A 10410-nucleotide genomic window follows, 5' to 3' on the forward strand; every position below is an offset into this window, starting at 1 on the left:
TGTATTTATGGTTGCTGACGATGCTGGATGCATCACGATTCGCTTAAACCGCTTCCTTAACCACTGCCAGATTGTCATCTGAAACAACATCAATCAATTTATTCAATGGATCGATGCCTGCTTCGATGGGACGTTCATCAACGGCGATTGTGAGTTCCGTCTCACCACTAGAGAAGCGATGTTTTTGCAGATAAATCAGTTTTTCTGCTGCATTAAACACCCCTACATCAATGTCATCGTTCATGGCTACGGGTGTTTCGTTACCGTTTCTATCCGATCGCACCTTCCTGGAACTTAGTTTGAGAGTTACGTCATACTTTCCATCAGGACGCGGTTTCAATGTAGCGGCTTCAGCTTTGTTGTCATACAGTGTCACCGTTTCAAAGAGATCGGCGATCAAGTACTGGTATTTTTCAGGCGTGACCTGCCGCAGATAGGCAACCAAATCCTGAGCGGAGGGATAGGGTGGGACATTCGTTTTTTCCTGCAAAAATTTTGCCAGGGCACGATTCACCACAGCCTCACCTAGGTAGTCTTGCAGGGCATACATTGCCAAGGAACCTTTTTGATAAATCAGGTGCTGTACCCCAGCTTCTACCAGCGGCACGTCTGACTTGGTGCGATTTCCCAGATACGTTTTTAGGTTTTGCCGCAGGGCGAACCGCAGCGTTTCTGATCCATACTGTTTAGCAACAACCTGGAAAGCTGTATATTCTGCCAAGGATTCGGAGATGATATTTGCTCCGATCGCCTGTGCAGGAGTCACCTGATGCCCCCACCACTGGTGGGCAGTTTCGTGAGCAGATATCAAAAAGGCGTAGTCTACACTGGTCGAATCTTTGTCATTCACCCGCGCCAGGAAGCCAGCATTCTCACCAAAAGAGATGTTGCCGGGGTAGCTCTGCCCAAATGCTCCGTAGGGAATTTCGATCAGGCGCAGGCGGTTGTGGGGATAGGGTGTCTTAAAGTTTCGGGTGGCATAATCCAGCGATGCTTTCGCACCCCGCACAATTCGCGTTAGGTTGTGGTCATGCCCTTTCTGATAGTAAACTTCGATCGGGATGCCATTCCAATCGTCGCGCAGCACCTCATACCGTCCCGACAGCACGGCAAAGAAACACAGGATTGGCACTGGGCTTTGGTATTGGAAGTAGCGGCGGTCGCCCTCTCGCCATTCCCGCACTAAATTCCCCGTAGTGAGGGCAATCTGGTCGGGAGTTGTGCTGAGGGTGGCAGAAAACTGGATGCGATCGGCATCGGGATTGAATGCACCGTATTGCAAGCGACTGGGCGATTTCTTTTCTGCCTCCAGATCCAGTTTCGGTAAGCCTGCCTGTTCGCGCTTCTGATTGTCACTCAACCGGAACGATTGATTAAATCCTATCGTTGGCAGGAGGCTGTGTTGGTTCAGAAAGGTGCCATTTTCTACCAAACTGGTGTCGAGTAGCCCTGGGTTCTCTCCCGTAAAACCGAATGGCGCGATCGCCAGGTTAAAGATTGCCTCCAAGCTTTTTCCCGGTGCTAATGGCTCAGTCAGGGCAAACTCACGCACATGATACTTTTCCAGTGGCATCGTGGAGGTTGCATTCTTACCATCCACCGTTAACCGATTCACCTGCATCGGGAAACTGGTATTGATCAGAATCCTATCGATCGCCCGCTGGGTTCTGTTTTCCAGGGTGAGTTTTCCCCAGCTAATCGCACGCAGTTCTTTAGGATACAGATCGACCGCAATCTGCACCGCTGTAATCTTCGGTTGTCCCTCGGTAAGCGGCTGATAAGCTTTTTCGTAGGCGATTTGCTGGGCTTCGACCTGGGCAGCAGCATACCGGGGCGTGAGGATCTGGGTGTTGTAGAAAATCCAACCTCCCAGGAGGAGAGCCGTAATCGCGCTCAGCCCAATCACCATCTGCATCGGACGGGTGAACCGTTGACGGGCAATGCGCCAGCGGACTTGCGGTTGAGTGTCTAGCCCCCGCACCCAGAACAGGGTCGCCACACAGAGAAGGAGAATAGCGATCGTCAACCAGTACGCCTGGAACCAGCGAACCTGCTCCAGCATTCGCCCATAACCGTTGATCTGACTGTAGCTATAGGAAGGAATTTCTCCGTAGAGTAGTAACTGGGGGATCTTCAGCCAAGGAAAGTTCTCGATCGCTCCTAACCCAATGATGAAAGCCGCTGATAAGAAATAACCCAGAAACTTCTGATTCACCACAACCTGAATCGTCATGGCGATCGCGCAAACGAGGAACAAATCCACCAGCGTGATAGTGAACAGACCAATGCCATAAACTCCCAACTCATAGTTGGTGTAGCCATTCAGGGTCTGCGTAACGATACAGGCGAGCATCAATACAACCAGTGTGACTGCCAGAATCAACACCAGGGCCAGCAGTTTCCCCAGCATCAGCGCCCAACTGCGAACCGGAAGTGGATCGCTCAGAGGTTGCACCGCTACATCCCGTTCTCGCCAGACCAGATCCCCTGCCAGGAAAATAATCAGCAACTGGGACAGAAACAGGATTGAGCGGGTTGCTGTCTGCACCATCTGCCCCGTCACAGGCAACACCGGAGTGCCATAAAACTCACTCAGGGAAAGGGACTGTAAAATAACGGAGAGGAGAATACTAATCACCAAAACAGAGAGAACCAGGGGGTTCCAGATCAGCCGACGCAGTTCCAGCAGGGCGATCCGCCAGACATGACGTAACTGGGCACCATAGCCATGAGCAAGATGCAGCGTCGGTTGCTGGAGGGTCAGTTCACCCACCTGAGGATTACCTGATTCCGGCTCCGGATGTCGTCGGGATATCCAGAACGCTAGCCGCCGTTCCCCCCACTCCAGCCAATGCTCCAGAGGAGAATGGGGGCGGGTGGTCGCCCCAGAGAAGCTGAAACGCTGCCAGACCCACCCAAAAAAAGCGATACTCAGGGCCAGAAACAGTAAGCGTGAGAGCCAGATAATCGGTGCAAAGGGAATACTCAAAGTATTTTGTTGCACCTTTGTCCAGAACTGAACGGTGTAGTTGATAGACTGATTCCCGAAGGGCTCGGACAACGCCACCAGGAAATCATTTAGTTTCAACGCCCGAAACAACTGCTGGAGCAGGCTGGAGGCAAACATTAAGCCCACCACAGCTAGGTAGCCAGGTAGAGTGCGATGGGCGATCGATCCCAGGGCAAAACTGAATAACCCAAAAATCAGCAGATTGGGAAGGACGATATACAGGTAAGGCTGGATGTAGCTCAAAAGGTTGAAGGGCGCGATCTTGGTCGGTTCCATCCAGGGCAATGCCTGTCCGATCAGCAGTGCCAGTCCCAAACTGAGGGAAACGATCAGGCTAATCAAAAAACTGGCAATTAGCCGTCCCGTCACATACTGCCATTCTTTGATGGGGGTCGTAAAAATCAGACCATCGACGTTGTAGGCAAAATCCTTACTGGCGCGATCGGCAAAAATACCCGCCACAACAATCATCAGCAGTCCCATCAACCCCGCGATCGCCTGCATAATTGCCAGGGGAGAAGTGACGTAGGGAATTAGCTCCCCTGGTTCTGGTGTCCCTACTGAGGAAAAAGTCTTTTCGATCCAGTCTGTCCCGCTTAGATGAATTCCAATCAATTGTAGGGCAAAAAACACCCCAAAGGCACCGAGTAAAAAACGAGTGCGAAGACTTTCTTGAAGTTCAAATCGAATGATTTCCCCGATCGAACGCCAGGAGGATGTGGTAGATGGGTGGATGGGTGGATGGGTAGTCATTGGCGGATCTAGGGTTGATTGACAGTCAACGGAGGTTCAGTCAGGGCACGGGGTTGCAACGCGACCACGCTTTTCATGACACAGAAGTAAACGTCTTCCAGGTTGGGTTCCACCGATTCAAAGCCTGCACCAGGATCAGATTCGCTATAGATTCGCGCAATGATGTCACCCATAAAAAAGCGGGTGGACAGTATCTGAAACTTCTTCTCGTAAATCGGGAGTTCATCCCGATTTAATCGAATCCGCCAGACCTTACCGGAGAGTTGCTGCATTAACTCCATTGGCTGTCCGGTGACGCGAATGCTACCTTCTGTTAGCACTGCCATGTGGGGACACAATTCACTCACATCGTCCACAATATGAGTGGAAAGGATAATGGCAGCCCGTTGGGAAATCTCACTCAGTAGGTTGAGAAAGCGCACCCGTTCGGCAGGATCTAATCCAGCGGTGGGTTCATCCACAATCACCAGATGGGGATCGCCCAAGAGTGCCTGAGCGATGCCAAACCGTTGCCGCATTCCACCGGAAAAGCCACTGACAGCACGATCGCGGGCTTCATAGAGATTCACCTGTTGGAGCAGATAGTTGACTAACGCTTTCCGTTCCTTGCCATTGGTGATGCCTTTCAAAGCCGCAAAATGGTTCAGCAGGTTCTCGGCTGAAATGTCTGGATAGACCCCAAAGTTCTGCGGCAGATAGCCCAACACCTGGCGTACCCGAATCTTCTCTTCCAGTACATTAATGTTCCCCCATTGAATTGTACCTGAGTCCGCTTCCTGGAGGGTGCCGATCGTTCGCATCAGGCTGGACTTTCCAGCTCCATTGGGTCCCAACAAACCAAACATTCCCATCGGAATGTCCAGATTCACACCACTCAGAGCTTTGTGACCGTTGGAATAGGTTTTACTCAGGTCGCGAATTTGAATCGGTGTGGACGGAAGAGTGGTAATCATGGGTTGCGCTCCAACTGAAACGATCGCACCTTACAAAAACACGGTTAATTGTCCTGCCGCTGCCAGGAGCAGGGTGTAGACGATCGCCACCCCTGCGGTGAAGGAGTAGTAAAAGCGACGGGCTTTGCCCCAGTAGGTTTGCTTCCAGGACAGGATGGCAAAAACCAGCATCCCGATCGACAGCAGGGCAATACCAATGGGAAGGAAATAGATCCAGGCATATTTGCGCTCGATGCCTATTAAAAGCTGCTCAAAGCCATAGTCGCCATGTCCAGATAACAGCGTTGCGCCCATTGCCAACCCCTGAGCTAGAATCCAGCCCAGACTGAGGACTGACAGCAGCACACCCAGCCAGGATGCCCAGCGTGCGCCAACCGGAACCGGAGCCGAAGGTTTGCCACTCCTTCTCCGGTGCAGCCATGCCACCAGCATCATCCCCAGCCAGACAACAGGAAACAGGATCAACACCAACAGCAGCACCACCCGCCGAAGAATCGCCTGCCAGCTTAAATCGAAGAACGATTGTCCGAGCCAGCGGGTTCCCGGCGCAATCAGGGTATTTTTCTCAGTGATAAACTGCACCTTTTGCTCGTTGACACAGGCGGTGTTTGGAGCTTGGTTAGGATTTGCCAGAAACTCTGCCACGAGCGAGTGGGCGCAGGGAGTACCGATCGCGCCATGCCCATTCGCGGGAAACTCAACGAATAAATGATTCCGCAAGCCTTTCGCGACCGATTGACCAAAAATTGGCGGTGTAACCGGGTCAAAGTGACCATTCAGCAGTAATGCTGGAGTATCGCTAATTATGGGTTTGCGGGCAGATGGGTCAAGGGCGGGAACAGCCCACACTTTACATTTATCAACTTCTGATTTCAGTTGCTTGCTGCCCCAATCCTGCGCGAAGGTCGGCAGCCCTTTGACCTCCAGAGTACCCGCATAGGGAACATCTTCAGAACATTTCACAGAATAGTAAGTTCCCTGGGTAGTCCCCCCGCCTGTCAGCAGCGCCAGGTAGAGAACCGGTGCTAACAAGGTAAAGTTACCCTCCTTGGCCTGGTCAATCAGGGCCGGCAGCACAAAGGGCGCACCGCTACTGTATGCCATCTGAAACAGGACAGACGTAAAGTCATCGGCAGTGACCTTGAGGGTCTTGATTTGTCCCTTGGTGGTGACAAATTTGACAGACCCTGGCGTTTGCTTCAGGCGATCGTGGGCGGCGATAAAGGTACCTTTGACATCGGGATAGAGGGCTTTACAGTCGGGATCGGCAGCGCAGGCGGCATCCACTTGGGTAATCAGTCGATTTAGAATCACGCCATATTGCGATTCGAGACTGGGTTCGACCGGTACAATCCCATCCAGAATTACACTGCGGATAATGTTAGGATGTTGCCGCATCACATTCTGCACCAGTTCTGTGCCGTAGGACACGCCATAGAGGTTGACCCGCTTGTACCCCAATGCTTTCGCCAAAGCCGCCACATCATAGGCACTTTCCACGCTGTTAAAGGCGGCTAGATTCACTCCTTCACGGGTGAGGCGATCGCGGCAGGCTTTGAGACTCGCCAGTTCCTTGGCTTTGTCCTCGGGCGTGTCTTCAGAATCCAATTCCTGGTACTCTGGGCAGTTTAATGGCGGTTTGGAGTAACGATTTCCCCGCTTTTCAAAGGCAATCAAATCCCGCTGTGCCCGCAATTTTTGCACTGACGGATCAGTAGGGGATGACAACAAGGCGGGGAAGATGTCCAGACTGGAGCCACCCGGTCCGCCCTGAAAGAGAATCAACGGTTCACTCGGCTGGGGGTTGGTACTTTTGACGATCGCAATCGCCACTTGAATCTGCTTGCCCTGGGGCTGACTGTGAACTTCTGGCACGGTCAGGTAACCACACTCGTAGTCTTTGCCTTCTTGAGTTCCCGGAGCAAACAGACTGTTAGTCTGCGGAGCATCCTGCTTGTTCTCACCGGGAACTGTGCTCACTTGGTCGCAGGACACCTTTGTGTAGATACTATTGGTTGCGACGGCGACGGGTTTTGCAGAAGTTGTCGCAGGTTTTGAGGATTGACTCCAGAGCGGCAGAGCGGGCAGCACCGTGAGGGCGATCGCCATGCCAAAAAGTAAAAGCAGCCGATATAGGCGTTTCATGGTGATGGGTGAGGACTTGACGGAACAGTCGGTTGCTGATTTAAACTAGCGGGGCAAGGGATCGCTGCCAAATACTTCGCTTCCAGATAACCTTCCCTGGGAGCATCAATTTTGATCCAACCCCGTCCATTCCCGTTATCAGCCAGCCGCACCACTGTCCCGGCTCTCAGTGCAGCGACACGAGTGCCCATCGTATCTGCGGCTGCTTTAAACACACCTGTGTAATCAGTAGTAGTTCGACGACATTGCCCAATCAAACTAGTTTGTCCAACTTGAATCGGTGTTGTTTCCAGTGGATTGGCTGTTGCGATGGTAGAATGGCTGGCAATCAGAATTATTGTTGCAGCAACAACAAACTGTTGCGGTTGCCCCTTTTGGTAAGCCATGATGATTCACCTAAGCCTTACCAAACGCTCTCTTCACATTACTCTGATTCAGGTAGTAGAGAATGAGCCCGGAAATAACGATACCTACAATGGCCCCAGCTACATTCGCTCCTTGGAAAAGGGAAACCAGGTTGTTAAGGATGTTCAAAATGGAAAACACGCTCGCCAGCATCCAGCCCCAGCCCTTCAGCGTAAACAGACCAAACCCTGCAATCAAGCCGATAGTGCCGCTAATTAACGCGCCAATGCTAGCACCCAGTAAAATGGGACCCATCGTGGCAGCTTCGCCTGCTGGTTGACTGCCTCCTGCCGCAACAATCAGTCCTCCAAAGAAGAGTCCAGATACACCGAATAACAGGCTTAAAATGCCACCCAGAAATTGCAATACAGCAAGAATGGTGACGCCAGTCGGTCGTTGATTAGTCATGATTTTACACCTTATTAAAATAAATAGGATTACTTGTTCCAGAGCTTACTGATGCACTTTGCCGGAAGTAAATTTGCAGTTGAGATTTACCTTTCTACTTCCGCCCTATTGCACTAGTTTTGACAATCAAATGAACCACCCGCGTAGACGATCGACTGGTAACGCCCATCTATCGTGCGGATCGTGACACAGTAGTTGGTGCGACCTTCGAGCCATTGGCTGTAGACCGAATTACCACCAGTATTGCTTTTAACAAAGCGGTAACCTCGTTGCGTGACGACGTTCTCTGCTTGTCCTGCCCTGGCTCCGACTAGATCTCGTAAGCTAGAGACGGGAGTACCAGCGCTGGGTTGAGCGCCACCGCTGTTCTCTGGATTACCTGAATTACCTGCAGAAGTATCAAACGTGACATAAACAGACTCACGGGCAAGGCGATAAATCTGTCGATCTCCGTCCATTTCTCGATAAGCAGAACGACTATTTTGATCCCGATACTGATTGGGGCGATTTCTAACAGGGCGCAAATCGTAGCGTCTGCCATTTTGCAATTTAATCCCTATAAAACCTTGTCGTTGAGAGAAGGTACAAGACCCATACCAGGAAGCCCGATCCTCTCCTTTGGGATACACACTGCAACGGGCATTAACGGTATCCGCCTTAGCTTTTATGGAAACACTCAGCGAAGCTATCAGGAGGGCGATCGCTAAAACTGAATTTGTTAATAATTTCATGGCTAAAACATCTCCACTGGAGTTGAGGTTGAGCCATCAAATCTACAACCCCTACTTGATAAAAAGCAACAACTACAAATTTTATCCGAGAAGTTTTTATGATTACTCTAAATTAAAATAAGCTCCAAATTTTTAGATAGCTTTAAATGTCTCATATTTTCCTATTTACTTCAAGTGCAGATAAATCAGTTAACCTAACTTGTCATCAAATTATCCGAGAACACTCGTGTATATTCTGTAGCTTTGGCAATGGAAGCAAACGGAAGCATTTTGATAGCCAAGCAAACACCTTTAAATGCAGATAAATCAGTTAAGCGAATTACAGTGAATTAGCTTTAGCATATACCAACATTTATAAGTAGCTCGTGCGCGATTGTGTTGACAAAAACTGGAATCATCAAGTTTAAAACATTCAATATTCTTGCTGGTTAAGGAATTTTTTAAGAATTTTTTTAGGGAGTGTATGGTAATATCATTATACGGAAAAATTTCAAATATCAACCGTCACTTTGTTAACTGTCAGCATCCCGCTATTAAGAGAGGGGGCTTTGGTTTCCACGCTTCCAGAGGTTTTTCGATGAAAATGTATTACAAACGAATTCTTGCTATCCTACCAATATTTGCATCTTTCGGATATTTAGGAACACCTGAATTGCTTGTTTCAGCACAGAACGTGCAATCTATTGCAAATCCTTTACTAATCTCTCAAAGAGAACGACGCTCTATACGAGCAGTATCAGGACCGGACGAGCAAGGACGTTGGCGGTTTAATAAACCAAGTGGTATCTCTGATGATGCTATGCGAGAACAGGGATGTGTTGATGTCGGGAGAAATAATGCCCAACGTTGGCGTTGTCCCAGTCAAAGAATTAAAGTATATACGAATGATAGAGACAGATATAATACATACGATCGAGGATGGAGTAGAAACAGACGCTCTATACAAGCAGTGTCAGGACCCGATGACCGAGGACGTTGGCGGTTTAATAAGCCAAATGGTATTTCTGATGATGCTATGCGAGAACAGGGATGTGTTGATGTCGGGAGAAATAATGCTCAGCGTTGGCGTTGTCCCAGTCAGAGAATTCGCGTGAGAGAAGGTCGTTAGTCAAAGGCTAGTCATTGCGATCGCAGCCTGCGATTTAGCAGAACTTATAGGGAGTGCGATCGCGCATATATTAGTTTTGACAATCAAACGAATTGCCTGCGTAAACAATCGACTGATAGCGCCCTTGCTTCGTGCGAATAGTCACGCAGTAGTTGGTTTTGCGGAATCATCAGAAGGAGAGCTTTTGACAAACCGATAGCCTCGTCGTCTGATTGTGTTTTCTGCCTGTCCTGCTCTGACACCCACTAGATCGCGCAGCTGAGAGACAGAAGTACCCGCAGCAGGCTGGCGAACCGGAACCCTGTTAACAGTATTCCCTGAACCCTGTCCATTTGAAGCCCCATCAAAAGTAACAAAGATGGATTCATTGGCGAGGCGATAAGCTTGCTGAAGGTCATCAACTGTTTCCCGATGAGCCGGACGACCATTTTGATCGCGATACTTATTGGGTTGTCCTGTCGGTCTTAGCTCATAACGATGACCATTTTCCAGTTGAATACCCACAAACCCTTGCCGTTGAGAAAAGGTGCAGGAACCGTACCAGGAAGCTCGGTCGCTACCCTTGGGATAAATACTACAGCGGGCATTGACTAACAGGGGAATCATAATAGAAACATTGAGGAAGATCAATGTACCACCCTTGCATTCCAAGTTCTAATTCCTGTTAATTCAATTAAATAAGCAATGTATTTTTAAACAGCCGTTCTATTTAATTTAAAGAAATCAGATAGTAATTCGTAAGCAATCTATCAAACGTTACTTAAATAAGATAAGCTACTTATACCAATTTAATATGAAGCTGCACATTATTTTTACCCCTCCTAACCTCCCCTTATAAAGGGGAGGAAAATAAATTTCCTGTTTCCCCCCTTTATAAGGGGGGATTAAGGGGGGTAA

8 protein-coding genes are annotated in these 10410 nt (G+C 49.5%); 1 reads left to right on the plus strand and 7 read right to left on the minus strand.

Features of this window, described 5'->3' with window-relative positions:
* Positions 1 to 43: 43 nt before the first annotated feature.
* The 6 genes from F7734_RS33135 to F7734_RS33160 form a co-directional block, all read right to left on the minus strand.
* On the minus strand, positions 44 to 3763 hold the full coding sequence (locus tag F7734_RS33135; protein ID WP_155748794.1) for a M1 family aminopeptidase: 3720 nt from the start codon (positions 3761 to 3763) through the stop codon (positions 44 to 46).
* An 8-nt stretch (positions 3764 to 3771) separates the two neighbouring features.
* Entirely contained in the window at positions 3772 to 4716 is a 945-nt protein-coding gene (locus F7734_RS33140) for an ABC transporter ATP-binding protein (RefSeq protein WP_155748795.1), read from the minus strand.
* 30 nt (positions 4717 to 4746) lie between these two features.
* Positions 4747 to 6861, minus strand: a complete 2115-nt coding sequence (locus F7734_RS33145; RefSeq protein ID WP_155748796.1) for an alpha/beta hydrolase — start codon at positions 6859 to 6861, stop codon at positions 4747 to 4749.
* Complete coding sequence (locus F7734_RS33150; RefSeq protein WP_155748797.1) at positions 6858 to 7247, minus strand: hypothetical protein; 390 nt, start codon at positions 7245 to 7247, stop codon at positions 6858 to 6860. The genes F7734_RS33145 and F7734_RS33150 overlap by 4 nt, the downstream gene beginning before the upstream one ends.
* Before the next feature lie 10 nt (positions 7248 to 7257).
* The gene (locus F7734_RS33155) at positions 7258 to 7674 is read right to left on the minus strand and encodes a hypothetical protein (protein WP_155748798.1); all 417 of its coding nucleotides are present in this window, start codon (positions 7672 to 7674) and stop codon (positions 7258 to 7260) included.
* Between the two features lie 113 nt (positions 7675 to 7787).
* Positions 7788 to 8405, minus strand: a complete 618-nt coding sequence (locus F7734_RS33160) for a hypothetical protein (RefSeq protein ID WP_155748799.1) — start codon at positions 8403 to 8405, stop codon at positions 7788 to 7790.
* 577 nt (positions 8406 to 8982) lie between these two features.
* On the opposite strand from F7734_RS33160, the gene F7734_RS33165 reads away from it, so the two are divergent.
* A complete protein-coding gene (locus F7734_RS33165) occupies positions 8983 to 9513 on the plus strand; it encodes a hypothetical protein (RefSeq protein ID WP_137986191.1) in 531 nt (176 codons plus the stop codon).
* A gap of 141 nt (positions 9514 to 9654) precedes the next feature.
* Here F7734_RS33165 and F7734_RS62330 read toward each other — a convergent pair whose 3' ends face one another.
* Positions 9655 to 10119 (minus strand): hypothetical protein, encoded by a 465-nt coding sequence (locus tag F7734_RS62330; RefSeq protein ID WP_207714277.1) that lies wholly within the window; start codon positions 10117 to 10119, stop codon positions 9655 to 9657.
* Positions 10120 to 10410 lie beyond the last annotated feature (291 nt).

The sequence above is a fragment of the Scytonema sp. UIC 10036 genome (genome assembly GCF_009725235.1).